This window comes from Neisseria sp. HMSC056A03, assembly GCF_001815685.1.
In the GTDB taxonomy this organism is placed as follows: Bacteria; Pseudomonadota; Gammaproteobacteria; order Burkholderiales; family Neisseriaceae; genus Neisseria; species Neisseria subflava.
Genome location: NZ_KV821641.1, coordinates 169321 through 193771, shown reverse-complemented (window position 1 = coordinate 193771; position 24451 = coordinate 169321). Strand labels below are relative to the sequence as shown.

Annotated in this window: 25 protein-coding genes and 1 riboswitch; of the genes, 13 read left to right on the top strand and 12 right to left on the bottom strand. The window is 52.3% G+C overall.

What is annotated here, in order from left to right:
* Positions 1–98 precede the first annotated feature (98 nt).
* The 6 genes from HMPREF3052_RS07885 to orn form a co-directional block, all read right to left on the bottom strand.
* Positions 99–734 (bottom strand): 7-carboxy-7-deazaguanine synthase QueE, encoded by a 636-nt coding sequence (locus HMPREF3052_RS07885; protein ID WP_070749421.1) that lies wholly within the window; start codon positions 732–734, stop codon positions 99–101.
* Between the two features lie 106 nt (positions 735–840).
* Positions 841–1212 (bottom strand): DUF1304 domain-containing protein, encoded by a 372-nt coding sequence (locus HMPREF3052_RS07880; protein WP_070749420.1) that lies wholly within the window; start codon positions 1210–1212, stop codon positions 841–843.
* Between the two features lie 105 nt (positions 1213–1317).
* Entirely contained in the window at positions 1318–1443 is a 126-nt protein-coding gene (locus HMPREF3052_RS12070) for a hypothetical protein (protein WP_283122178.1), read from the bottom strand.
* A 19-nt stretch (positions 1444–1462) separates the two neighbouring features.
* Positions 1463–1819 carry a hypothetical protein gene (locus HMPREF3052_RS07875; RefSeq protein WP_070749419.1) on the bottom strand — a complete coding sequence of 119 codons (357 nt, stop codon included), beginning with the start codon at positions 1817–1819 and terminating at the stop codon, positions 1463–1465.
* 111 nt (positions 1820–1930) lie between these two features.
* A complete protein-coding gene (queD, locus tag HMPREF3052_RS07870) occupies positions 1931–2353 on the bottom strand; it encodes a 6-carboxytetrahydropterin synthase QueD (RefSeq protein ID WP_070749418.1) in 423 nt (140 codons plus the stop codon).
* 63 nt (positions 2354–2416) lie between these two features.
* Complete coding sequence (orn, locus tag HMPREF3052_RS07865; protein ID WP_070749417.1) at positions 2417–2974, bottom strand: oligoribonuclease; 558 nt, start codon at positions 2972–2974, stop codon at positions 2417–2419.
* Between the two features lie 133 nt (positions 2975–3107).
* Between orn and dxs the strand changes: the two genes are divergently transcribed.
* Complete coding sequence (gene dxs, locus HMPREF3052_RS07860; protein WP_070749416.1) at positions 3108–4997, top strand: 1-deoxy-D-xylulose-5-phosphate synthase; 1890 nt, start codon at positions 3108–3110, stop codon at positions 4995–4997.
* 65 nt (positions 4998–5062) lie between these two features.
* Complete coding sequence (locus tag HMPREF3052_RS07855; protein WP_049328547.1) at positions 5063–6463, top strand: L-serine ammonia-lyase; 1401 nt, start codon at positions 5063–5065, stop codon at positions 6461–6463.
* Between the two features lie 79 nt (positions 6464–6542).
* Here HMPREF3052_RS07855 and HMPREF3052_RS07850 read toward each other — a convergent pair whose 3' ends face one another.
* Positions 6543–6764, bottom strand: coding sequence for a hypothetical protein (locus HMPREF3052_RS07850; protein ID WP_004519529.1), 222 nt, complete (start codon positions 6762–6764; stop codon positions 6543–6545).
* A gap of 8 nt (positions 6765–6772) precedes the next feature.
* Positions 6773–7402 carry a C40 family peptidase gene (locus tag HMPREF3052_RS07845; RefSeq protein WP_003684586.1) on the bottom strand — a complete coding sequence of 210 codons (630 nt, stop codon included), beginning with the start codon at positions 7400–7402 and terminating at the stop codon, positions 6773–6775.
* A gap of 260 nt (positions 7403–7662) precedes the next feature.
* Between HMPREF3052_RS07845 and hslO the strand changes: the two genes are divergently transcribed.
* On the top strand, positions 7663–8559 hold the full coding sequence (gene hslO, locus HMPREF3052_RS07840) for an Hsp33 family molecular chaperone HslO (RefSeq protein ID WP_070749415.1): 897 nt from the start codon (positions 7663–7665) through the stop codon (positions 8557–8559).
* Between the two features lie 171 nt (positions 8560–8730).
* Here the strand turns inward: hslO and tyrS are convergent, their stop codons facing one another.
* The 3 genes from tyrS to ppc form a co-directional block, all read right to left on the bottom strand.
* Positions 8731–10029, bottom strand: coding sequence for a tyrosine--tRNA ligase (gene tyrS, locus HMPREF3052_RS07835; protein ID WP_070749414.1), 1299 nt, complete (start codon positions 10027–10029; stop codon positions 8731–8733).
* A 69-nt stretch (positions 10030–10098) separates the two neighbouring features.
* Entirely contained in the window at positions 10099–11190 is a 1092-nt protein-coding gene (gene ychF, locus HMPREF3052_RS07830; protein WP_070749413.1) for a redox-regulated ATPase YchF, read from the bottom strand.
* A gap of 140 nt (positions 11191–11330) precedes the next feature.
* Positions 11331–14033 carry a phosphoenolpyruvate carboxylase gene (ppc, locus tag HMPREF3052_RS07825; RefSeq protein ID WP_070749412.1) on the bottom strand — a complete coding sequence of 901 codons (2703 nt, stop codon included), beginning with the start codon at positions 14031–14033 and terminating at the stop codon, positions 11331–11333.
* Between the two features lie 187 nt (positions 14034–14220).
* Between ppc and HMPREF3052_RS07820 the strand changes: the two genes are divergently transcribed.
* The 6 genes from HMPREF3052_RS07820 (at position 14221) to HMPREF3052_RS07795 (ending at position 19420) form a co-directional block, all read left to right on the top strand.
* Entirely contained in the window at positions 14221–14685 is a 465-nt protein-coding gene (locus tag HMPREF3052_RS07820) for a cyclic pyranopterin monophosphate synthase MoaC (RefSeq protein ID WP_070749411.1), read from the top strand.
* 49 nt (positions 14686–14734) lie between these two features.
* On the top strand, positions 14735–15481 hold the full coding sequence (locus HMPREF3052_RS07815) for a HesA/MoeB/ThiF family protein (RefSeq protein ID WP_210399515.1): 747 nt from the start codon (positions 14735–14737) through the stop codon (positions 15479–15481).
* Positions 15482–15666: 185 nt separating this feature from the next.
* Positions 15667–16011, top strand: a complete 345-nt coding sequence (locus HMPREF3052_RS07810; RefSeq protein ID WP_049343552.1) for a CidA/LrgA family protein — start codon at positions 15667–15669, stop codon at positions 16009–16011.
* A gap of 5 nt (positions 16012–16016) precedes the next feature.
* Complete coding sequence (locus HMPREF3052_RS07805) at positions 16017–16709, top strand: LrgB family protein (RefSeq protein WP_107810457.1); 693 nt, start codon at positions 16017–16019, stop codon at positions 16707–16709.
* A 42-nt stretch (positions 16710–16751) separates the two neighbouring features.
* Positions 16752–17972, top strand: coding sequence for a bifunctional glutamate N-acetyltransferase/amino-acid acetyltransferase ArgJ (gene argJ / locus HMPREF3052_RS07800; protein WP_070749408.1), 1221 nt, complete (start codon positions 16752–16754; stop codon positions 17970–17972).
* Between the two features lie 77 nt (positions 17973–18049).
* Positions 18050–19420, top strand: coding sequence for a chloride channel protein (locus tag HMPREF3052_RS07795; RefSeq protein WP_070749407.1), 1371 nt, complete (start codon positions 18050–18052; stop codon positions 19418–19420).
* A gap of 75 nt (positions 19421–19495) precedes the next feature.
* Here HMPREF3052_RS07795 and ubiB read toward each other — a convergent pair whose 3' ends face one another.
* Complete coding sequence (gene ubiB / locus HMPREF3052_RS07790; protein WP_003684607.1) at positions 19496–21007, bottom strand: ubiquinone biosynthesis regulatory protein kinase UbiB; 1512 nt, start codon at positions 21005–21007, stop codon at positions 19496–19498.
* A 205-nt stretch (positions 21008–21212) separates the two neighbouring features.
* Positions 21213–21310: riboswitch (glycine riboswitch) on the top strand.
* Positions 21311–21520: 210 nt separating this feature from the next.
* On the opposite strand from ubiB, the gene gcvT reads away from it, so the two are divergent.
* The 4 genes from gcvT to HMPREF3052_RS07770 all read left to right on the top strand — a co-directional run bounded on the left by gcvT (position 21521) and on the right by HMPREF3052_RS07770 (position 24401).
* Positions 21521–22621 carry a glycine cleavage system aminomethyltransferase GcvT gene (gene gcvT / locus HMPREF3052_RS07785; RefSeq protein WP_070734729.1) on the top strand — a complete coding sequence of 367 codons (1101 nt, stop codon included), beginning with the start codon at positions 21521–21523 and terminating at the stop codon, positions 22619–22621.
* Positions 22622–22768: 147 nt separating this feature from the next.
* Positions 22769–23308, top strand: a complete 540-nt coding sequence (locus tag HMPREF3052_RS07780) for a hypothetical protein (protein WP_141756623.1) — start codon at positions 22769–22771, stop codon at positions 23306–23308.
* Between the two features lie 36 nt (positions 23309–23344).
* Positions 23345–23743, top strand: a complete 399-nt coding sequence (gene gcvH, locus HMPREF3052_RS07775; protein WP_036492952.1) for a glycine cleavage system protein GcvH — start codon at positions 23345–23347, stop codon at positions 23741–23743.
* 106 nt (positions 23744–23849) lie between these two features.
* Complete coding sequence (locus tag HMPREF3052_RS07770) at positions 23850–24401, top strand: DNA-3-methyladenine glycosylase I (protein WP_070749405.1); 552 nt, start codon at positions 23850–23852, stop codon at positions 24399–24401.
* The last annotated feature ends 50 nt before the right edge of the window (positions 24402–24451 follow it).

The following is a 24451-nucleotide window of genomic DNA, read 5'->3' as shown; positions in this document are numbered from 1 at the left end:
GCCTGAGAGCATTGCCAGTAGTGCATTTGGTCGAATATCGAATGGTATTTACATTCAATATTTTGTAAAGGATTTGTTTTTAATTGATTTCAAAAGAATTATTCTATTCCTGCCCATTTATGCGTCTGTACGCTCAGTTGCCAATGGACGGGGGAATCGGATCGGCTGTTTAATACGCCGATTTGGCGGATGGTGTCGTAGATATTCATCACACCGTCTTGTTCGCAAGGCGAGAGGTAGTAATGTTGGGCGCGGATTTTGCGTTCCATCTCTTGGCAAAACGCAATGACATCGCCGTCGGCAATAATACGCACTTCGTCGGCTTTCTCGATGCAACTAGATTGATACTTGGCGGCGTAGCAGGCTTTAGGGCTGGTGGCAACGTAGTCGATTTGCGATGGAGCGGGGTTGAGGCCGTTGGTTTCGATACACAGAAAATAGCCTTCGGCTTTGAGTGCATTGAGCAGGGTATCCAAATGCGGTTGGATGGTGGGTTCGCCGCCGGTAATGATGATGTTGCGCGCCGTGTAGGTTTTCAGACGGTCGAAAATATTGGACAGGCTCATCATGCCGAATTTAAGGTAGTCGGTATCGCACCAGCTGCACGCGAGATTGCATTTGCCCAAACGGATGAAAACGGCGGGCATGCCTGTATTCCAGCCTTCGCCTTGCAGGCTTTCAAAGATTTCGACAATGCGGTATTGGGGATTGTTCGGAGTGATTTGAATGGTCATGAATGTCGGATGTGCGGGATTTAATTGTTGTGGTGAAGCGTTTTGAGAAATCGGTTGAGGCAGCCATTCTTTCTGTTAGGTTGAGGGGAAAGAATGGCTGGTGTGTTTAAGCGGTAATGACGGCTGCGGCGGCCAAAAATGCCGGCAAGCCTTGTTTGAGCAGAATGCCTTTGTTGCCGGATGAAAACGCGCCCCATGCGGCGGCGATGAGGACGAAGCCGAGGAACAGAATCGTCGCGCCGTAAACGGCGTTGTCGGGTGCGGCAAAGCGTGCCCATACTAAGCCGATGGCGAGGAAGCCGTTGTACAGGCCTTGTTTGGAAAACAGGGTTTGCACGCGTTTTTGTTCCATAAATTCGTAAGGCATGTTGAACAGTTCCGACGCTTTTTCGCTTGGGATTTGCGTCATTTCGAGCCAGGCGATGTAGAAGTGTTCGACAGCGACGAAAAGGACGAGGAGGGTGGAGAGGAGTTTCATGAGTAAGCACCTTAATTTGTACTAAGATTTATATTTAACAAACTCTACCAATGTTATTTAACAAAAAAGCCACCCATTATGGATGGCTTCTCTAATAAAAGCTTTTCATGCTGCTTTTTTTATGGTTGCAACTTTTGCGTTATAAGCTCGTTTTTCAATTTGTCTTTGAATAGCTGCAAGTTGCTTCGTTAATGCAGCAATGCGAGCGAAACGGATATCCATTGATTTCATAAATAACTCCTTGCTGTTGTTAATAAAGGCTCGACTGATTATTTTCGAGCATAGAACGATTCCGAGAACATTCCTCAGTATCTTTATTTCTAACGTTGGTAATCATAGATTGTGCGTAGAGAAGTCCTTGAGCTAGACTAATTTTTTTGTTTTCCAAAGAAAAATTATTGGGGTTGATCGGAAGCTTATCAACCTCTTGTTGTAAATTTTTTACAATGGATTCCAATGTATCTAAATCAGGATCAACTAAATCATGCATACCATCAATCCCAAAATCATCATACAGCTTCAAAAGAAATTGTACGAACTTATTAATTACATCTATGCTTTCGGCAAGAATGCCTTCTTCTTGAGTCATACTACTAGTTGTGTTCATGGTTATTATGCCTGAAATTCTTTGCTACGGTTGATTTTTTTTAAAAAAATTACTGAATTTTACAATTGCTTATATAGCAAGTCAAACAAATCTTTAAGAGTGGTTTTAATATCACTTCCCTTCATATTCCGCACACGAAGTCGGCGTTTCCCATAATTTCACGCTGCACACTTTGACACCGGCGTTTTTCAGACGGCCATACATTTCTACGCTCATGTTTTCGGCTGTGGTGCGGCAGGGTAGGCGCAGGGTTTTCATGTTCCAGCCTTCCAAAAGCGCGGCGATTTGGCTTTCGCGTTCGTTGTTGCCGTGATAGATGAAGGCATGGTCGAACGGGTCGGTAATGTGTTGTTTGACGATGGCTTTCAGGTCGGTAAAGTCCATCACCATGCCGTCTTTTGCGCCGCCTTGGATAACCGGCGCGGAGACGGTAATTTCGAGTTTGTAGGTGTGGCCGTGAAGGTTTTGGCACTTGCCGTCATGCCCGTCGAGCATGTGCGAGGAATCGAAGGTAAAGATTTTGGTGATTTTCATGAGATGAAGGAAGCCGATGAGGCCGTCTGAACAGTGTAAAACCTGTTTCAGACGGCCTTGGGATTATTGTTCGGAAGGGAGTTTGAGGAAATGCTCGCGATAATGGCGCATTTCTTCGATGCTTTCGAGGATGTCGTCCAATGCCTTGTGCGAACCGCGTTTGACCACGCTTTTGGCGACGGCCGGATTCCAGCGTTTGGCCAATTCTTTCAGCGTGGATACGTCTAAGTTGCGGTAGTGGAAATAGGCTTCCAAACGCGGCATATATTTCACCATGAAGCGGCGGTCTTGATGGATGGAGTTGCCGCACATGGGCGTGGATTTCTCGGGTATCCATGCGGACATGAAATCCAATAGTCTTTGCTCGACTTCGGCTTCGGTCAGTTTGGATTCGCGCACGCGTTGGGTCAGGCCGGTACGGCCGTGGGTGGCGGTGTTCCACTCATCCATACCGTTGAGCAACTCGTCGCTTTGATGGATAACGTAAACGTCCGATTGCGCCAGTACGTTCAAATCGGAATCGGTAATGATCATGGCGACTTCGATGATGCGGTCGTGTTCCGGATTGAGGCCGGTCATTTCCATATCGAGCCAGCAGAGATTGTTTGCGTTTTGGGTCATTTCAGACGGCCCTGTGTTTTCAGTTGGCAGTATTATAAAGGATAAAGGTTCGGGCCGTCTGAAAGCATTTGTAACAAGTTGTGCAATCTCTTGATATAATCGTCCGTTACACAAAAAATCACCGCCAAAAATCATGAACCCAAGCCCTTTGCTCGATATTATCGATACGCCTCAGGATTTGCGCCGTCTGGAGAAAAAACAGCTGCCGCAAGTCGCCGCCGAATTGCGCGAATTTCTGTTGGATTCCGTCGGTAAGACGGGCGGCCATTTCGCCAGTAACTTGGGCGCGGTCGAGCTGACGGTGGCACTGCATTATGTGTACGACACGCCCGAAGACCATTTGGTTTGGGATGTCGGTCATCAAAGCTATCCGCACAAAATCCTCACCGGCCGCAAAAATCAAATGCACACCATGCGCCAATACGGCGGTTTGGCCGGTTTTCCGAAACGCAGTGAGTCGGAATACGACGCATTCGGCGTGGGGCATTCTTCCACATCCATCGGCGCGGCATTGGGCATGGCCGTTGCGGACAAACAGTTGGGCAACAACCGCCGCAGCGTCGCCATCATCGGCGACGGAGCCATGACGGCGGGTCAGGCATTTGAAGCCCTGAACTGCGCAGGCGATATGGATGTTGATTTGCTGGTCATCCTCAACGACAACGAAATGTCGATTTCCCCCAATGTCGGCGCGCTGCCGAAATACCTTGCCAGCAACGTCGTGCGCGATATGCACGGCCTGTTGAGCACCATCAAAGCCCAATCGAGCAAAGTATTGGATAAATTGCCCGGTGCGATGGAGCTTGCCCAAAAAGTCGAAAATAAAATCAAAACCTTGGCAGGCGAAGCGGAACACGCCAAACAGTCGCTGTCTCTGTTTGAAAACTTCGGTTTCCGTTACACAGGCCCGGTGGACGGCCACAACGTTGAAAATCTGGTGGACGTATTAAAAGACTTGCGCGGCCGCAAAGGCCCTCAGTTGCTGCACGTCATCACCAAAAAAGGCAACGGCTACAAATTTGCCGAAAACGACCCTGTCAAATATCACGCTGTCGCCAAGCTGCCGAGCGAAGTACCTGCTCAGGAAGTCAAGCCTGCCGCGGCCAAACCGACTTATACGCAAGTGTTCGGTCAATGGCTGTGCGACCAAGCGGCGGCGGACGAGCGTTTGGTTGCCATCACGCCTGCCATGCGCGAGGGCAGCGGCTTGGTTGAGTTTGAACAGCAATTCCCCGACCGCTATTTCGACGTCGGCATCGCCGAGCAACACGCCGTTACCTTTGCCGGCGGTTTGGCATGCGAAGGCATCAAGCCTGTCGTGGCGATTTATTCCACTTTCCTGCAACGCGCTTACGACCAGTTGGTACACGACGTTGCCTTGCAAAACCTGCCTGTTTTGTTTGCTATCGACCGTGCAGGTATTGTCGGTGCAGACGGCCCGACCCATGCCGGTTTGTACGATTTGAGCTTTTTGCGTTGCGTGCCGAACATGATTATTGCTGCACCAAGCGACGAAAACGAATGTCGCCTGCTGCTCTCAACCTGCTATCAGACAAACTCTCCATCTGCCGTCCGTTATCCGCGCGGTACAGGCACGGGTGCAACCGTTTCAGACGGCCTGGAAACCGTTGAAATCGGCAAAGGCATCATCCGTCGCGAAGGCGAGAAAATTGCCGTTATTGCCTTTGGCAGCATGGTTGCCCCATCATTGACCGCCGCCGACAAGCTGAACGCCACTGTTGCCGATATGCGCTTTGTCAAACCGATAGATGAAGAGCTGATCGTCCGTCTTGCCCGAAGCCACGATTACATCGTTACCGCCGAAGAAAACGCCGAACAAGGCGGCGCAGGCAGCGCAGTGTTGGAAGTGTTGGCGAAACACGGCATCTGCAAACCGGTATTGCTGCTGGGTGTAGAAGACAAAGTTACCGAACACGGCGATCCGAAAAAACTATTAGCCGATTTGGGGCTGAATGCCGAAGCCGTTGAAAAACGCATTGGCGGTTGGATAGAGACTGTTTAAGCTTTACAAACAACAGGCCGTCTGAAATCTTCAGACGGCCTTTTCAGACTATAAGGGAAAACCCCATGATCAGTATTTTCGATATTTTTAAAATCGGCATCGGCCCGTCCAGCTCGCATACCGTCGGCCCGATGAAGGCTGCGGCCGCTTTTGCCGATTTGCTGCATGCCGAAAACTTGGATACGCAAGTGGCGCGCATTGTCATTGAAGTGTACGGCTCGCTTGCCTTGACCGGCATCGGACACGGCACATTCGACGCATTATTGCTTGGTTTGGAAGGCAGCCTGCCGCACGATATTCCGCTTGCAGACATCCCCCAACGCTTGGAACGCATCCGCACGCAGCACGTTTTAAAACTCAACGGCCGTGAAATGGCATTCAATCCTGAAAAAGATTTGGATATCCGCGGCGACAAAGTGTTGCCCAAACATCCGAACGGTTTGAACTTTATCGCCTACAATTCAGACGGCCAGAAGCTGAAAGAGCAGATCTATTATTCGGTCGGCGGCGGTTTTATCGTAACAGACGAAGGGTTTGCACAAGAAGCGCAGGAAAATTCAGACGTGCCATATCCTTACAAAAACTGCGACGAGCTGCTGGCACAATGCCGTCTGAACCAGTTGAATATTTCCGAAGTCGTGTTGGCCAATGAAGCGGCGTTGGCAGGTTGCGATGAAGCGGAAGTACGCCGCCGTGTGGCTGCCGTGGCCGATGTGATGGAAAACTGCATCAAGCGCGGCTTGGGTGCGGAAGGGCAGCTGCCGGGCGGCTTGAACGTCCGCCGCCGCGCGCCGCAGTTGGCGGCCAAACTCAAAGTCCTGCGTGAGAGCGAAATCGTCAATACCCAACTTTGGCCGATGGTGTACGCCATGGCGGTTAATGAAGAAAACGCCGCCGGCGGCCGTGTTGTAACTGCACCCACCAACGGCGCGGCAGGCATCATTCCTGCCGTCTTGCACTATTTCCGCAAATTTAATCCGCACGCCAACCAATCGCGTGTCGAAGATTTCCTGCTGACTGCCGGTGCCATCGGTATTTTGTATAAAACCAACGCGTCGATTTCCGGCGCGGATGTAGGCTGCCAAGGTGAAGTCGGCGTGGCGTGTTCCATGGCGGCTGGCGCATACGCCGAAGTTATCGGCGGTACACCGAAACAAGTGGAAAACGCCGCCGAAATGGCCATGGAACACCACTTAGGCCTGACCTGTGACCCGGTCGGCGGCTTGGTGCAAATCCCCTGTATCGAGCGCAACGGCATCGCCGCCGAAAAAGCCCTCAAGCTCGCTACCCTTGCGCTTTTGGAAGACGGCACAGACAAAAAAGTCTCACTTGATGAAGTGATTCAAACCATGTTGCAAACCGGCCGCGATATGAAGGCAACCTACAAAGAAACCTCACTCGCAGGCCTGGCCATTACCTTGCAGAAAAAAGCCGTCCCAGTATCCGTGCGCGTGGTGGAATGTTAGCAATAGGGTAGGGGTCTGGCCAATAAGAAGAGGCCGTCTGAAAAACTTTCAGACGGCCTTTTTTGTATGGATCGAATAACTAACCGTTTTTTTGATAAGGGTTTTCCAGTCCGGCCATTAAGTCGCGGAAGTATTCGCGTAGCTGTTTTTCGGAACAACCCATCAGCAGCGCGTCTTCAAATGCGTCCTGCGCTATTTGGTACAGTTCGTTCAAGTTTTCGGTCATGACTTTGACTTTTTCGGTGCAGGAAACAATCTGACCGTCATCGTCATACCATTTGGGCATTTGCGGCATTGCCATCATGCACCTCAATTCAAGAAACGGGATGGATCGTTTTTCTTCACGCGGCGGCCGAAGGCGTATTTCGCGCTCCAATATTTGTGGCCGAGGCTGGTAATTTCGATACGTTTGCCCGTTCTCGGCGCATGAATGAAATTGTTGTTGCCGATGTAAAGGCCGACGTGGGAAATACGGCCGGGACCCATGGTGCGGAAAAAGACCATGTCGCCCGGCTGCAATTCCGAACGGCTCACGGCAACGCCCATTTGCGCCTGTTCGGCAGAGGTGCGCGGCAGGTTTACACCCATGGCGCGTTTAAAGATGTGTTGCATGAAGCCGCTGCAGTCAAAGCCGGTAGAAGCCGATGTGCCGCCGTAGCGGTAGGCCACGCCGAGCAAACCCATGGCGCTGCCGATCAATTCGTCTGCATTGCCTGAAGGTGCGCGCGTATTGTTGCTTGGAGCGGGGTGTGTATTGACGGGGTGGACAGGGGTTGCCTGACGCGTATTGTCGTAAACGTTGGCGTTGTCGTTGAATTGGTTTAAAACATGCTGACGGGTGGTAATCAGGTTTTCCAAATCATCGGCGTAAGAAAAATTGACGCTCGCGAGCATGGCGACCGAAGTCCAAACTGCTGCGAGCCGGAGTAAAAAATTCATTATAAAAACTTCCGTTTCAGAAGGCATTCCCTGCCGATTGCAGGCACATTGCCGGTTTCTGAGATGTTATCCCGTATCATTCTCTTGTTATCTGCTTGATTGTATTCAAAAACTGTCTTTTTGGCAAAAAAACTGCTGTTATTTTGCGTTAAACCCTTGTTTCCAAACAAACTAGAAAAACATCAAACACGGTTTCGCTTGATTTATCCGCCGCTGCAACCATATAAGCGGCATTCATTGATTTATTTTCAGAGACTGACATGACACAAAATCACAGCGATATCCGTACACGCTTTATCTTCGACGATATGCCTATCCGCGGCATGCACATCCGCCTCGAAAAGGTTTGGCACCACATCGTCAACCAAAAACATTATCCTGTCGCCATCCGTCGCGCATTGGGTGAATTGTTGGCCGCCGGTGCTTTATTGTCTGCCAACCTTAAAAACGAAGGCGCGCTGATTGTTCAGGTTCAAGGTCAGGGCCGTCTGAAAATGTTGGTGGTGGAAGCGACTTCTGAAAATACTGTCCGCGCTACCGCGCGTTGGGACGAAACTGCTGAAATCCATGATGACGAAAGCCTGACTGCGCTGTTGGGCGAAAACAGCGTGTTCGTTTTGACCCATCAGCCTAAAGATGCCGACCCATGGCAAGGTGTTGTACCGCTGGAAGGCGACAGCATTGCGCAAATGTTGGTCAACTATATGAAACGTTCCGAGCAGCTCGATACCTATATTACGCTTGCCGCCGACGACCAAGCCGCAGGCGCATTATTGCTGCAACGTCTGCCGGAAGAAGAATTGGATGATGCTGCTTGGGAGCATGTGACCACGCTTGCGCAAACGCTTACTTCGCAAGAATTGACCGGTTTGGACGCTCATCACGCCCTTTACCGCCTTTACCATGAAACCCCGCCCCGCGTTTTTGAACCGGAGACTATTGAATTTGCCTGCACCTGCTCCCGCGGCAAAGTCAGCGATATGCTGTTGATGCTTGGCGGCCAAGAAGTTGGCGGCGTGGTGGCGGAACAAGGCAGCATTCAAATCGATTGCGATTTCTGCCATAGCAAGTATGTGTTTGATGAAACCGATGTCAACGCTTTGTTTGGCGCAGATGTGGTGAATGCCGTCCGTCAAGAAAATGAACGTTTGCAGTAAGCTGGGGATAAAAGTTTCTTAAGGAAATTGGCTTAATAGAAGGGCAGGTGCAAAACCTGCCCTTTCTTTTTGGAAAACTGAATATCATCAATAGAAAATGCCGTCTGAAAAAAAGCGTGGCTGATTTCAGACGGCATGATTGTTTTAAACGATGTGTTTAATGTTTAAAGATTATTTCCAAACCAAGAGCGCGTGGTTGCGTTTGCCGCGCCGTACGATGGTGTATTTGCCGAAGCGTTTGTGCGCGCCGGTCAGCAGATAGGCATCGTCGGGGCGTTCGGCAGCGTGGTTTGGGTTGTTCAATTCGGCGGCTTGTCCGTTGAGCAATACCGCTTTGCTGTTCACAAAACCGCGCGCTTCTTTGTTGGAAGAAGCCAAGCCGGTTTTGACTAAGGCTTCAACGACGTTGAGGTCGTCTGAAACTTCAAATGCGGGCAGACCGTCGAGGGCGAGCTGTTCGAAGTCGCTTTCAGTCAGGCTGCTTTGGTCTTCGGCAAACAGGCTTTCGGAAATGCGCTGCGCGGCTTGCAGGGCGGCTTCGCCGTGAATCAGGCGGGTCATTTCTTCGGCGAGGATGCGTTGCGCTTCGGGCTTGGTGCCGCTGGCTTGGTCTTTCGCTTCGATGGCGCCGATTTCTTCGATAGACAGGAAGGTGAAGTATTTCAAGAATTTATAGACATCGGCATCGGCAACTTTCAGCCAGAATTGGTAGAACTGATACGGCGAGGTTTTCTTCGCATTCAGCCATACCGCGCCGCCTTCGGTTTTGCCGAATTTGGTGCCGTCGGATTTGGTTACCAGCGGCAGGGTCAGACCGAATACTTGTTTTTGATTCAGACGACGTGTCAGGTCGATACCGGCGGTAATATTGCCCCATTGGTCGGAGCCGCCGATTTCCAAAACTGCGCCATGACGTTTGTTCAATTCGGCAAAGTCGTAGCCTTGCAGCAGGGAGTAGGCGAACTCGGTAAAGGAAATCCCCACATCGTCGCGCTCGATACGCTGTTTGACGGATTCCTTGTTCAGCATGGCGTTGACAGAGAAATGCTTGCCGATGTCGCGCAGGAAGTCGAGGCAGTTCATGCTGCCGAACCAGTCGGCGTTGTTCGCCATAATGGCGGCGTTTTCGCCTTCAAAGCTCAAAAACGGTTTCAGTTGGTTGCGGATGCTTTCTACCCAGCCGGCAACGGTTTCGGCGGAATTCAAGCTGCGCTCCACCGCTTTGAAGCTGGGGTCGCCGATCATACCGGTCGCACCGCCCACCAAAGCAATCGGCGTATGCCCCGCCTGTTGGAAACGACGCAATGCCAACACGGGCAGCAAGTGGCCGATATGCAGGCTGTCGGCGGTCGGGTCGAAACCGCAGTAGAGGGCGATTTTTTTTTCGTTCAACAAAGCGTCTAAGGCTTCGATGTCGGTGGTTTGCGCGATAAGGCCGCGCGCTTTCAAGTCTTGGATAACGGAGGTCATTGGGTTTCCTTCAATGTTTCAGACGACCTTGATTTGGCAAAGGTCGTCTGAAAAAGCGTTTTGCTTGGTTTATACGTTAAACAAAAAGTGCATCACATCGCCGTCTTGCACGACATATTCCTTACCTTCCACGCGCATTTTGCCGGCTTCTTTGGCCTTGGCTTCGCCGCCGAGCGAGACAAAATCGTCGTAGGAAATGACTTGGGCGCGGATGAAGCCGCGTTCGAAGTCGGTGTGGATGACGCCGGCGGCTTGCGGGGCGGTGGCGCCTTTGTGGATGGTCCAGGCGCGGACTTCTTTGACGCCGGCGGTGAAGTAGGTTTGTAGGCCCAAGAGGTCGTAGCCCGCACGAATCAGGCGGTTCAGGCCGGGTTCTTCTAAGCCCATTTCGGCGAGGAACTCGGCTTTTTCATCGTCTTCCAACTCGGCGATTTCGCTCTCCATCGCGGCGCAAACGGCGACAACGGGGGCGTTTTCTTTTTCAGCCAATTCTTTCAGGCGGTCGAGGTGCGGATTGTTTTCAAAGCCGTCTTCGGCAACGTTGCCGACATACATGGCAGGCTTGGCGGTCAGCAGGAACAGCGGTTTGAGCATGGCGAGTTCTTCCGCGTCCAAGCCGAAGGAGCGGACGGGTTTGCCTTCGTCCAGATGCGGCAGCAGTTTTTTGCACAGTTCGACCAGTTTTTGCGCGTCTTTGTCGCCTGAGCGGGCGCGTTTTTCTTCGCGGACGATGGCTTTTTCGACGCTGGCGAGGTCGGCAAGCGCCAATTCGGTGCCGATGGTTTCGATGTCGGCAATCGGATCGACTTTGCCTGCGACGTGGACGATGTTGTCGTCGTCAAAGCAGCGCACGACGTTGACGATGGCGTCGGTTTCGCGGATGTTGGCGAGGAACTGGTTGCCCAAGCCTTCGCCTTTGCTCGCGCCTGCAACCAAACCGGCAATGTCGACGAACTCGACGATGGCGGGCTGCATTTTTTGCGGATTGACGATTTTCGCCAGCTCCGCCATGCGCGGGTCGGGTACTTCGACGATACCGACGTTGGGTTCGATGGTGCAGAAGGGGTAGTTCGCCGCTTCGATGCCCGATTGGGTCAGCGCGTTAAAGAGGGTGGATTTGCCGACGTTGGGCAGGCCGACGATGCCGCATTTCAAGCTCATGGTTTTTCCTGAAAAGATAAAAGTTTAACGGCGAATTATAGCATATTGTGGAGGTACTCAAAACAGCCGCAATGCTGGTGTGTTCTTATGATAAAAGGCCGTCTGAAAGCTGTTTCAGACGGCCTTTTTTCCGTACTGCCTTAACCGGTATTACGCAAACCTTGCGCCACGCCGTTGATGGTCAAGTGAACCATCAGCAGGGCGTGCGGATTATCGGGCTCTTTGCGCAGGCGTTTGAGCATGGCGACTTGCAGGCCGTTGAGGGCGTTCAGGTATGGAATCCTCAAGGCAAGCGAACGGGCGAGGCTGCGGTTGTCGCGCAGGAGCTCTTCGGTTTGCAGCAGGTCGAGCAGTGCTTTGCGGCTGCGTTGGTATTCTTCCTTGATCATGCCGAAGATGATTTTTGCTTTATCGGGCGATTCGCTCAAGCCGGCATAGTTTTCCGCCAAGGTGATGTCGGTTTTCGCCATCACTTGTTCCATGTTGGAGAGCATGGCTTGGAAGAACGGGTTGCTTTGGGCGTGTTCGCGCAGCGCGGCCAGTGTGTCGGGATTGCCTTCGCGCAAGGTTTCCACTGCGCTGCCGAAACCGTACCAAGCCGGCAGCATGAGGCGGTTTTGCATCCATGAGAATACCCACGGAATCGCGCGCAAGTCCTGAATTCGCGCCAAGGTTTTGCGGCTGGCGGGACGGCTGCCGAGGTTGAGGGTGGCAATTTCCTGAATCGGGCTGGTTTGCAGGAAGTAGTCGATGAAGTCGGGATGGGTAATCAGTTCGCGGTAGTATTTGAACGATACTTCCGACAAATCCTGCATCAGTTTGGCATCAGGGTCTTTTTTGTCCGGCAGGATGCTGGCTTCCAAAGTCGCGGCGACCAAAGTTTCCAAGTTGCGTTGTGCATTGCCCGGGTCAGCGTATTTGGCGGTAATGACTTCGCCTTGCTCGGTAATGCGGATTTGTCCGGCAACGCTGCCTGCAGGTTGCGCCAAAATGGCTTGGTAAGAAGGGCCGCCACCGCGACCTACGCTGCCGCCGCGGCCGTGGAACAGGCGCATGCGGACATCGTATTTTTTGAAGAGTTCGACCAAGCCCAATTCGGCCTGATACAGACACCATGAGCTGGTAACGTAGCCGCCGTCTTTGTTGGAGTCGGAGTAGCCGAGCATGATTTCTTGGATGTTGCCGCGGCTTTCGAGCAGGGCATCATACCAGTCGAGGCGGAACATGGTTTCCATAACCGGACAGGCGTTTTCGAGCGCTTCGATGGTTTCAAACAGAGGCACGATATTGATGCGGCTGTGCGGTTTGCCGTTTTCAACCACCAACAGGCCGCTTTCTTTCAGCAGCAATGCCAAGGCGAGCAGGTCGCTGGGTTGTTCGCAGTTGGAAATAATGCTTTGTGTAACGGCATCTTCACCGAATTCGTCTTTGATTTTGCGCGCTTCGTTGAAAATTGCCAATTCGTGGCGGGTATGGTCGCTGTATGTGATGAACGGGCTGTACAGCGGACGTTGATGGCTCAATTCGCGCAATAGGGCGGTTTGTTTTTGCTCTTCATTCAGGCTGTTGTAGTCTTCCAAGCCTGCGTGTTGGAAAAGCTCGGCAACCACATCGGCGTGTTTGCCTGCGTGTTGGCGCAGGTCGAGCGGCATCATGTGGAAGCCGAACACGGATACGCTACGGATAATATTGGCCAGACGGCCTTCTGCCAGCAGTTGGCTGCCGTTTTCGTGGAGCGAGCGTTGCAGTTTTTTCAGGTCGGTGAGGAACTCTTCGACCGTGGCATAAGGCTCGAGGAAGCCGAATTTGCAACCCATGCCCAAACCGAGTGAGCGTGCTTTGCCCATGGCGCGTGCCATGATGTAGGCGATGGCGCGGCGGTAGGGTTCTTCGGTGCGGGCGATTTCTTCGTCAGGCGAGAGGGTGGCCAGTGCCATCACGTCGTCGTTGACTTTGACGCGGCGGACGGAGAGCGGCAATTCGCGGTAGAGTTTGTCGAGTTCGCCGCGATAGAAGCGGAACACTGCATCGGCATGCCGTCTGAACGCAAAACGCAAGGTTTCGGCAGAGACGAACGGATTGCCGTCACGGTCACCGCCGATCCAGCCGCCGATTTTAAGGATATTCGGAACGCGGACGCCGGGATAGGCCGTCTGAAAATCGCGTTCCATTGTGCGGTAGAGCTTGGGCAGGGCTTCAAAGAAGCTCATTGGGAAGATGGATACGCCGTTGTTGATTTCGTCGTTGACGCTCAATTTGTATTGGCGTGTTTCGCTGGTTTGCCACAGGCACAAAAGCACGGTGTCGATTTCGCGGCGCAACTGAGCCAGCGCTTCTGGGTTGGTGCAGCGTTCGCGTTGCGGCAGCAGCGCGCGGATGCGGCGGTTGAAGCTCAAGACGGTTTGGCGTTGCACTTCGGTCGGGTGCGCCGTCAAAACGGCGGTAACGACCGTGTTGTCCAGTTGTTGTTGCACCGCTTTGCCGTTGACTTTTCCGGCTTTGAGCTTGCGCACGGTTTCCGTCAGGCTGCCTTCGGCACTGTTGTGTCCGGCCTCTTCGTGGATTTGGCGGCGGCGTTCGTGGTGTACGTCTTCGGCGATGTTCAAAATCTGCGCGAACAGGCCGCAGGCCAAGGTTAAATCGTGGGTTTGTTGTTCGTCCAATTGCGGCAACACCTTCTCAATCAGGGCAGCACTGTCGTCTGAAGTCGATAATAACTTAACGGTTTCGAGCACTAAAGGCGACGCTTCCTCATGCAGCAGATTGAAAAGAGACTGTTTTAAAAATTCCGCATCCGCTGCCAGAGCGGCATCTTTTGGATTATTCAAGATATGCAGTTGCATGATTTTTCTCTTATTTAAATGTTAATTTGGGTGTATCGTGAATCCATTGTATAGCAGATTTTTATAAACTGCCAATGGTAACACCCGATACATTTCAAACCGGAAAACGGCCGTCTGTATCCGCCGCGTGGTCGCTGTCTGTAAAATGCCGTAAAATATTGCCCATCAAAACAGAGGCGAGAAACCCATGATTGAATTTCCCAACCAACCCGATTTTCCTGAGCAACACACCGCCGTCGCCGTCGGCACTATCAACATGAGCCAGCAGGCGATAAGGATGTTGATAGAGAATGCCACCGAAAAGGCAAGTATCCTGACCATTGCCCGCGTTGCCGCCATTCAGAGCATCAAACAGACTGCCAACCTGATTCCGCTGCACCTGCCCGGCCGCATCATCGGCGTGCAGGTTGATTTCGATATTAACGTTGAGTTGGCCTGCCTGAAGGCCACGCTGACCGTCCAAGCGCACAGCAACGGCAGCATTGCCACCGAAGCCCTGGCCGGCCTCAATTTGGCGCTCTTGAGCGTTTACGACATGATGAAAGACGTTGACCGCAATATGATGCTCAGCGGCATCCGCCTAGAATCCGAAACCAGCAGCGAAGGCCGTCCTTTCTTGTTTGACAACGCATACGAAAATATTAATTTCTAAACCATTCAGGCCGTCTGAACATTGGGTTTCAGACGGCCTTATTATTATGATGAACGATCAACAACTCTTGCGGTTCAGCCGCCATATCTTGCTTGACGAAATCGGTATCGAAGGCCAAGAAAAACTCTTGGCTGCCCATGTGCTTGTTGTCGGTTGCGGCGGGCTGGGTGCGGCGGCCTTGCCGTATCTTGCCGCCGCCGGTATCGGCAGCCTGACGATTGCCGATGCCGATACCATCGACGAGACCAACCTTCAACGCCAAATCATGTTTACCGAAGCCGACATCGGTAAAAACAAGGCTTTGGTCATGCAAGGCCGTCTGAAACAGATCAATAGCCAAACACACATTACAGCCATTGCCGAATTTCTTGATGAGGCCAGGCTTGTCGAATTGGCAAACGCCGCCGACATCATCCTTGATTGTTCCGACAATTATCCCACACGCCAGGCGGTCAACCGCGCCGCCGTTGCCACGCGCACGCCTTTGGTTTCCGCCGCGGCCGTCGGCTTTGACGGACAAATCGCCGTGTATCGTCCCGATCTTCCCGATACGCCTTGCTATGCCTGCCTATTTGACGGCGAACAAGCCAGCGATGGCGCTTGTGCATTGTTCGGCGTTTTTTCGCCGTTGGTCGGCGTTATCGGAACGACCCAAGCCGCCGAAGCGCTTAAAGTGCTGATCGGTATCGGTACGCCGTCGCACGGCAAACTTTCTACCTACAACGCGTTGAGCGGAAAATGGCAGCAATACGGGGTGAGACGCAATCCCGAATGCCCGGTTTGCGGCGGCCGTTAAAGACAAAAGCAGGGTAGGGGTTTCGACATTGCCTAAGCCAATCCGCTAGAGTAATCATACTTATCTTTCATTAAACTTGAAGGAAGGCGTTTCTTCCCTTTTCAGACGGCCTGTGGCACGATATGATTCAATGATTAATAAATTTTTTGAGGCCGTCTGAAAAAGGATAAGGAGAAACCGGCTTAATGAATATTATTCGTGCTTTATTGGTGGTATTGGGTTGCCTGGCTTTGGGCGAGGCAACCGTTTGGATTTTGGGGTTGAAGCTGCCGGGCAGTATTGTCGGCATGGCTTTGCTGTTTGCCGCGCTTCAGGCCGGCTGGGTCAAATTGTCTTGGGTGGGGGAGCTGGCTGACATTTTGATGGCAAACCTGACTTTGTTTTTGGTGCCGCCTTGCGTGGCCGTCATCAGTTATTTGGATGTGATTGCAAACGACTGGTTTTCGATTTTGACGGCTACAATCGGCAGTACGATCTGCGTATTGTTGGTGACCGGCAAAGTGCATGAGTGGGTCAGGAGGTGGATGTGATGAATATAGACGGGCTGTTGCGCATGCCCTCGGTCATGCTGTTCCTGACTTTGGCCGTATATGCTTTGGCGGTGCAGATTCGGGCGCGCACGGGGAATGTGCTGTGTAATCCGGTATTGATCAGTACGCTGGTGTTGATGGGGTATTTGAAAGTATTTGCCATCGATTACGAGCTGTACCATTCTGCTTCGCACTTTATTGATTTTTGGTTGAAACCGGCAGTCGTGTTGCTGGCGGTGCCGCTTTATCGAAATTGGGACCGTATCCGCAGCCAGTGGTTGCCGGTGGTGTTGTCGCAGTTGGCGGGCAGCGTGACAGGCATTGTTACGGGCGTGTATTTTGCCAAATGGCTGGGCGCTTCGCGCGAAGTGATTCTGTCGCTGGCTTCCAAATCCGTGACCAACCCGATTGCGATTGAAATCACGGCATCGGTCGGCGGTATTCCGGCGATTACGGCGGCAACGGTGATTATTGCCGGGCTTTTTGGACAGATGGCCGGATATAAAGTGTTGAAAGGAGCATTGTATATGCCTTCTTCAGTGGGAATGTCTTTGGGTACGGCCTCGCATGCGATGGGTATTGCGGCGTCTTTGGAATATGGTCGCCGTATGGCCGCATATGCCGGCTTGGGCTTGACGCTCAACGGCGTGTTGACGGCGATATTGGTGCCTATCTTGATCCCCTTATTGGGCGTATAGCGTTTAGGCCGTCTGAAAATAGTGTAAACAGGAGAAAATGATATGGCTGTAAATTTGACTGAAAAACGTGCAGACGAATTGTTGGAAATCGACGGCATCCGTCTGTTTACAGGTCGTGCCGGCATCAAGCAACAAGACCGCGACGATTTGACGCTGATGGTGTTGGGCGGCGGTCATACGGTGGGCGCGGTGTTTACGCAAAACCGTTTCTGCGCCGCGCCGGTGCATATCGCCAAGTCGCATCTGTTTGACCAAGATGGCGTGTGTGCTTTAGTCATCAATACGGGCAATGCCAATGCGGGTACCGGCGCACAAGGCCGTCTGGACGCGATTAAAGTATGCGCGGCGGCGGCGGAACAGGTCGGCTGCCAATCCAATCAGATTATGCCGTTTTCGACCGGCGTGATTTTGGAGCCGCTGCCTGTGGATAAAATCGTGGCCGCTTTGCCGCAAGTGCGCCCTGCATTTTGGTCGGACGCGGCCCGTGCCATCATGACGACGGATACTGTACCGAAAGCTGCTTCACGCACAGGTCTGGTCGGCAAAAAACACACAGTCCGCGCCACCGGTATCGCCAAAGGCTCGGGTATGATTCATCCGAACATGGCGACCATGTTGTCGTTTATCGCTACCGATGCCAATGTGTCCCAACCGATTTTGCAGCTGATGACGCAAGAAATCGCAGACGAAAGTTTCAATACGATTACCGTGGACGGCGATACCAGCACCAACGACAGCTTCGTGATTATGGCGACAGGCCGTTGCGGTCAGAGCGAAATCGACAATACCGCCGATCCGCGCTATGCGCAGCTCAAAGCCTTGCTCGGTTCACTGGCTTTGGAATTGGCGCAGGCGATTGTCCGTGATGGCGAGGGTGCGAACAAGTTCATCACGATTGAAGTGCAAAACGCAAAAAACCGCGAAGAGGCGCGCAAAGTGGCTTATGCCGTTGCACATTCGCCTTTGGTGAAAACCGCTTTCTTTGCCTCCGACCCGAACTTGGGCCGTCTGTTGGCAGCCGTCGGCTATGCCGGTATTGAAGACTTGGACGTCGATGCTTTGAAAATGTGGCTGGATGACGTGTTGGTTGCCGAAAACGGTGGCCGCGCGGAAAGCTATACCGAGGAAGCAGGACAAGCCGTGATGAACCGTCCGGAAATCACCGTCCGCATCGATTTGCAACGCGGCGATACGACGGCGGCCGTCTATACCTGCGATTTGTCGCACGAGTATGTGTCGATTAACGCGGATTACCGTTCTTAAAAACCTTTATCCTTGTTTTCAGACGGCCTTTGAGAAAAGTATCAAGGCCGTCTGAACACATTGACTGCGTGTTTATTATGAAATTTCCCCAGACTTGGGCGGCGCGCCTTGCCCACAAAATCCGCCAAACCAAACGCCTGTCGAAAAAGAGCATTGCCCTTCTGTTTTTGCTGGCAGGCTCGGCACTGGTTGCCTTGACGGCTTTGATGTTTGCGTACTTGGCGGATTTGGCTTTGGAATGGAACGCTTTGTTGGTAGGGAAATATTCGTGGTTTGCGTGGGTGGCTTTGCCGCTGGGTTTGCCGCTTTTGGCATGGTTTACGCGCAAATTTGCGCCGTATACTTCCGGCAGCGGTATTCCGCAGGTCATCGCTTCATTGTCTTTACCTTATGGCGTGCAGAAAACCCGTTTGATTCGTTTGGGCGAAACCTTTTTCAAAATTCCGCTGACGTTTTGCGCCATGCTGTTGGGCGCGTCTGTCGGCAGGGAAGGGCCGTCTGTGCAAGTGGGCGCGGCGGTAATGAATGCTTGGGGCGCGTGGTGTAAAAAGCACGGGCTGGCGTTTAGGGGCATGCAGGAAAACGATTTGATTGCCGCAGGTGCGGCCGGCGGTTTGGCGGCGGCGTTTAACGCGCCTTTGGCCGGCGTGGTGTTTGCCATCGAAGAATTGGGGCGCGGCGTGCTTTTACGTTGGGAACGTCAAATCCTGATGGGCGTGTTGGCGGCCGGTTTCATTCAAGTGGCGATACAGGGCAATAACCCGTATTTCTCAGGTTTTCAAGGGCATGAGCTGCCAAACATGCTGATGTGGGCGGCGGTGTCGGGCATCGTCTGCGGCGTGGCTGGCGGATTGTTCAGTAGCTTTTTGTATCGTGGCGCGGCGGCATTCGCACCGGTACGCTGGCGCAGTTTCATCCGCCGCCATTTGTTGGTGGTCGCCTTTGCAATGGGTATTTTTCTGGCATTGCTCGGCACGTTTTATCAAGGTAAAACCTATGGCACGGGCTATCACGAAGCCGCAGCCGCACTCAAAGGCGCGTATGAAGCGCCGTTCGGCTTGGCAGTCGCAAAATGGGCGGCAACCGTGTTCAGCTATTGGGCAGGCATTCCCGGCGGCATCTTCACGCCGTCGTTAACCATCGGTGCGATGATAGGCGAACACATGGCTTCTTTCGCGCAACTGGGCGACGCGTCCAATGTCGCGGTTTTGCTCTGCATGGCCGCGTTCCTTGCCGCCGCGACCCAATCGCCGTTGACCGCCGCCGTGGTGGTCATGGAAATGACGGGCGGACAGAATTTACTGTTTTGGATGTTGTTGACTTGCATCTTCGCTTCGCAAGTCTCGCGCCAATTCTCGCCGCATCCGTTTTACCATGCCGCAGGTTTGCGCTTCAGACGGCATATTGAAGCCGAAAGCGGACATGTTCAGCACGAGAAAAAAGAATAGGTCGGTATATAAAAGGCCGTCTGAAAATCAGATTTCAGACGGCCTTTATTATGTCGTTTAAAGCTGTATTACGGTTTACTTAAACAGCAAAATCAGCAGCAAAACAACCGCAATCACACCCAGCCACAGGCTTTGGCGTTGCTGTACTTTGACCAAGTGAACATAGGCATCGCGCATTTCCTGTTGGCGGTTTTCATCAATCAGCGCACTGATTTTGCGCGGCAGGGAAGGGATGATTTGCGCCCAATCGGGAGCTTCGTTTTTGAGGTTGCGCCAAAGGGCTTTGGGGCCGACCTGTTCGTTCATCCAGCGCACCAAAAACGGTTTGGCGGTTTTCCACAAGTCCAAATCGGGATCGAGCTGGCGGCCCAAGCCTTCGATGTTGAGCAGCGTTTTTTGCAGCAATACCAGCTGCGGCTGGATTTCGACATTGAAGCGGCGGCTGACTTCAAACAGGCGCATCAGCACCAAGCCGAAGGAAATCTGCGAAATCGGTTTGTTGAACACAGGTTCGCACACGGCGCGGACAGCGGCTTCCAATTCTTCCGCACGCGTATCGGCAGGCACCCAACCTGATTCGATGTGGGCGGTTGCGACGCGGTGGTAATCGCGGTTGAAGAAGGCGAGGAAGTTGATGGCGAGATAGCGTTTGTCGTAATCGGTCAACGTGCCGACGATGCCGAAATCGAGGGCGATGTAGCGGTTGTCGGCGGCGACCAAAATATTGCCGGGGTGCATATCCGCATGGAAAAAGCCGTCGCGGAAAACTTGCGTGAAGAAGATTTCCACACCGTAATCGGCGAGTTTGTGCAAATCGATGCCGTCGGCTTTGAGTTTGGCGATGTCCGATACCGGCGTGCCGTCCATCCATTCGATAGTCAGCACGTCTCTGGTGCAGTAATCGTAAAACACCTTAGGCACAATCAGCATATCGCTGTTTTGAAAATTTCGGCCAAGCTGGCTGGCATTGGCGGCTTCGCGCATCAAGTCCAACTCGTCGTGCAGGTATTTGTCAAATTCGGCCACTACTTCGCGCGGCTTCAAACGCTTGCCGTCTGAAAACAAACGCTCCACCCAGCCTGCACCAAAGCGCATCAGCGACAAATCCTGTTCGATAACGGGCAAAAGGTTGGGGCGCAAGACTTTTACAGCAACCTGTTCGCCAGAATGCAGGCGGGCTTTGTGTACCTGGGCGATGGACGCGCTGGCGACAGGTTCGGTTTCAAATTCCGCGTATAAAGTGTCGATGGATTGTCCCAGTGATTTTTCGATTTGCGAGCGCGAAAGCTGCGCGTCAAACGGCGGCACTTTGTCTTGCAGTCTTGCCAGTTCGACCGCGTAATCGTGCGGAATCAAATCGGGGCGCGTGGACAATACCTGTCCGAATTTGATGAAAATCGGCCCCAGGCTTTCCAACGCCAAACGCAGGCGCACGGCAGGCGTCTCGTGTTTGAACTTGGACGACTGCGGCAGCATATTGAGGAAAGTCCGCGCCCAACCCGGACGGACCAGCGAGGCAATCAGCTCGGCAAGGCGGTAGCGGTAGAGCGTGCAGAGGATGGTTTTGATGCGTTTGAGGCGGTTCATGATGGACGCAGATAAATCGAAAAAACAGAATTATATAGGAAAAACGGGCAAGGGCTTCAGACGGCCTTGAGACTTTTGCAAAAACATTTGCCGCATGGCTAAATTTTATAAAGGCTCAGGTTTTGCCGCCCCAATAAAAAGACGAATATTCACATCATAAATATTCGTCGGCTACTTGCCCAAACTGCCGATTCAAGACATAATCGGGAAATGTGCAGGAGAGTGTTACACCCAACTACAATGTAACCACCGAAGGCGCAGACACCCTTAAATCGCTCAGGTATCAGGGACTGCACATTGAAACAAACAATCTGGAGAGCGGCGTTGGAATAACGTCCACCGAAGGGGAGAAGGCCGTCTGAACCACCATTCAGACAACCGCGCAAAGCAGTGAGCAGACTGGTTTGCCATCATGCGGATACGGCCGAAAATCTCAGGTTCAAGGACAGATAGGGTCATCCGCGCACAGGTGCGCGGGCGGCATCTGAACAAAAAATCCGGAGAAACTTGAGAATGACTGCTCTGAAAACCACCCCATTTCATCAAGCCCATCAAGATGCAGGCGCGAAGCTGGTAGATTTTGCCGGCTGGGAGCTGCCCATCCATTATGGTTCACAAATCGCCGAACACGAAGCCGTGCGCACCGACGCCGGTATGTTTGACGTATCCCATATGCTCGTTACCGACGTAGCAGGCGCAAATGCCAAAGCCTTTTTCCGCAAATTGATTGCCAACGATGTCGCCAAACTCGCTTTTGTCGGCAAAGCCCTTTATTCCGCTTTGCTCAACGACAACGGCGGCGTAATCGACGACTTAATCGTTTACCGCACCAACGAAGCCGAAACCCAATACCGCATCGTGTCCAACGGCGCGACCCGCGAAAAAGACACGGCGCAATTCCACAAAGTCGGACAAGAGTTCGGCGTTGCCTTCAATCCGCGCTACGACCTCGGTATGCTTGCCGTACAAGGCCCTAAAGCCATTGAAAAACTCCTGACCGTCAAACCCGAATGGGCGGATGTCGTCCACAACCTCAAACCGTTCCAAGGCGCGGATTTGGGCAACGACTGGTTTGTCGCCCGCACCGGCTACACCGGCGAAGACGGCGTCGAAGTCATCCTGCCCGGTACCGAAGCCGTCGCATTCTTCAAAGCCCTGCAACAAGCCGGCGTACAGCCCTGCGGCCTCGGCGCGCGCGACACCCTGCGCATGGAAGCCGGTATGAACCTTTACGGCAACGATATGGACGACGACACCAGCCCGCTCGAAGCAGGCATGGGCTGGACCGTTGATTTGAAAGACGAAAACCGCGATTTCGTCGGCAAAGCCGCCTTGCTGGCATTGAAAGAAAAAGGCGTTGCCGTCAAACAAGTCGGTTTGCTGCTCGACAAAGGCGGCATCCTGCGGGCGCATATGGAAGTGTTGACCGATAAAGGCAAAGGCGAAACCACCAGCGGCGTATTCTCGCCCAGCCTGAAACAATCCATCGCCATCGCCCGCGTTCCGAAAGATTTTGACGGCGATACCGCCAAAGTGCTGATACGCGGCAAAGAGGTGGACGTGCGCGTATTGAAGCTGCCGTTTGTACGCAACGGACAGAAACAGTTTGATTAATATCGGTTCAGACGGCCTTTATTTGTTAAGGGTCGTCTGAAAGCAGGTTTTAAGGAATTGTTGTTTCCTATGAAAGCAACCTTTGGCAGTTTATTGTTGTTATTGATGTTATCGGCTTGCGCTTCGTCTGCCGGTGAGCACGGATTGATGTTTTTCGATACAGAAGGAAAATCCCGTACTGCAACATTTATGAAAACCGTTGGCAGCAATGGAAAGATTGCCGGCGAGGTGACGATAGACGAGGAATATGCTCTTGATATTATCCGCATGAATGATGATTTGAGTATTGCCGTGCAAGATAATAAGGGTAGAAGCCGTGCTTCCGACCTGAAATCATTGTCGCAAGCGAAATCATTTACCCTGTTTGCGTTCAGCCGTTATGCGGGAACAGTTGAAGTGGATAAAGTATCGGCTGTTACAGGCATTTGTGCAGATTACCGCAGCAAAGGCCTGAAGGTTGCCGTTGCAGACAATATGAGGTCCAAACAAGGAATCGTTGTATTCCGCGCAAGTGGCGCAATGGCAAGTAACAAGCGCAAGATAAACGAAGCATATTTGGATTATTCTGCTTCCCCTAAACTTCCTTCCGCCCAAAAGCAAAAATTGGAACAAGATAAAAACAATATGATTGCCGTCCATTACGGACGCTTGGAAGAATTAATCGCACGAGGTATCTGCGCACGTTAAGCTGAGCAGATGCCGTCCGAAAATAACCCCCTATCAATGGAGTATCAAACCATGAGCAACATCCCAGCAGAACTGAAATACGTTGCCAGCCACGAATGGCTGCGCCTTGAAGAAGACGGCACCATCACCGTCGGTATTACCCATCACGCGCAAGAGCTGTTGGGCGACATCGTGTTTGTCGAGCTGCCAGAAGTCGGCGCAAACCTGGCTGCCGAAGAGCAAGCCGGTGTGGTTGAGTCTGTAAAAGCCGCATCTGACGTGTATGCACCGATTGCAGGCGAAGTCGTTGCCGTCAACGAAGATTTGCCAAGCGCTCCGGAAACTGCCAACAGCGATCCTTACGGCGCAGGCTGGTTCTTCAAAATCAAACCTGCCAACCCTGCCGATTACGACGGTCTGCTGACTGCCGAACAATACGCAGGCGAAGTAGCTTGATTTTTGCAAACATCCAAACAGGTTTTCATCTGTTTGATATTGCAGGTCTTAGGTCGTCTGAAAAATGCTTTCAGACGGCCTTTGTTTCAAATTTTCCTCAGCAAACATGAATTACTGCGAATTTGTCGCCACGCTTCCCGACGATACGGACAACCCCAACAAACATTATCACGACACGCAATACGGTTTTCCGATTGAGGACGACAATGAATTGTTTGAGCGGCTGGTGTTGGAAATCAATCAGGCAGGATTAAGCTGGACGCTGATGCTGAAGAAGCAGCAGGCATTTCAGACGGCATTTAAAGGTTTCGACATCGATACGGTCGCCGCATTTGACGAAGCCGATATTGAGCGACTGCTTGCCGATGCAGGTATCGTCCGCAACCGCCTGAAAATCAACGCAGCCATTTATAACGCGCGACAAATCAGACAAATACAGCAAGAATACGGCTCATTCAAAAACTGGCTGGATACTCACCATCCGCTCGACAAGACTGAATGGGTGAAGCTGTTTAAAAAACATTTCAAATTTGTCGGCGGCGAAATCGTCGGCGAATTTCTGATGAGTACCGGCTACCTGCCTGGCGCGCATGTGGAAACCTGTCCGGTTTATAGGGAAATATTGGCATGTCGTCCAAAGTGGGCGGAGGCCGTCTGAAACAACATCTGCAAGAAAAAACAGTGTTGATATCGATAACACCGAAGGAG